At 41.3% G+C, this 1,003-nt stretch carries 1 protein-coding gene; it reads left to right on the top strand.

Features of this window, described 5'->3' with window-relative positions:
• On the top strand, nt 1–1,003 hold a 1,003-nt coding region (locus K5R16_RS21940; protein ID WP_220740524.1), incomplete at both ends, for an IS4 family transposase.

Genomic DNA, 1,003 nt, shown 5'->3' with positions numbered 1-1,003 from the left:
TTCACTTTCAATCACAGGTCTTGGTCGTGAGATTGAGAGCAAAGCCATGGAAAAACATAAGATTAAACGCGTAGATAGGCTTTGTAGTAACACCTATTTACATCGCGATATCGAGTTCATTTATACCCGTATGACTTACCTGTTAGTGGGGACCATGCAGCAGCCAATTATTCATATCGATTGGTCAGATCTTGATGACCGAAAGCAACATTTTCTAATTAGAGCATCACTTGCTGCTCAAGGGCGATCTTTAACACTTTATGAAGAGATACACCTACTTAATAAGAAAGAGAAACCAAGAACTCACCTATTATTTCTGACAAAATTAAAGGCTATGTTGCCCAATGGCTGCAAGCCTATCATCGTAACTGACGCAGGCTTTCGTATTCCTTGGTTTAAGCAGGTTTTGTCTCTTGGCTGGGATTATGTAGGCCGCTTTAGAAATCGGACACACTGCAGAAAAAGTTCGGTTCATCAGTGGTATCCAGTCAAAAAGCTTTACGCTCAAGCAAGCTCTATAGCCAAAAATCTTGGCGTATATCTTTTAGGTGAGCAGACTTCTTTCAGCTCTCGTTTAGTTATCTTCAAACGCGATCCTAAAGGACGAAAAGATAGAACCGCAACAGGTGATAAAAGCAGGCGTAGTAAGCAGTCTCGTACGAGTGCCGAGCGAGAAAAAGAACCTTGGTTACTAGCGACATCACTTTGTAACTCAAACTTTAAGGCTAAAAGAATCGTTAAGATTTATGCCACAAGAATGCAGATAGAGGAAAGCTTTAGAGATGTTAAAACAGGCCTGAAAATGAATGATAGCGGTACCCGAGTAGTGAGCAGGCTCAGCGTATTGCTACTCATTGCCTGCTTGTCTCAATTTGTGCTTTATCTTTTAGGATTAGCGGTGAAAGCTGCTGGTAAACACTGGCAATATCAAGCTAACTCAATAAAGCACCGCAACGTACTCTCAAACCAATTCATAGGCTTGAGAGCATACAAAGATAGGAAC

It is taken from the genome of Shewanella sp. c952, assembly GCF_019654975.1.
In the GTDB taxonomy this organism is placed as follows: domain Bacteria; phylum Pseudomonadota; class Gammaproteobacteria; order Enterobacterales; family Shewanellaceae; genus Shewanella.
Note: the sequence above shows the minus strand (reverse complement) of the source record. Positions and strands in the feature narration are given on the sequence as shown.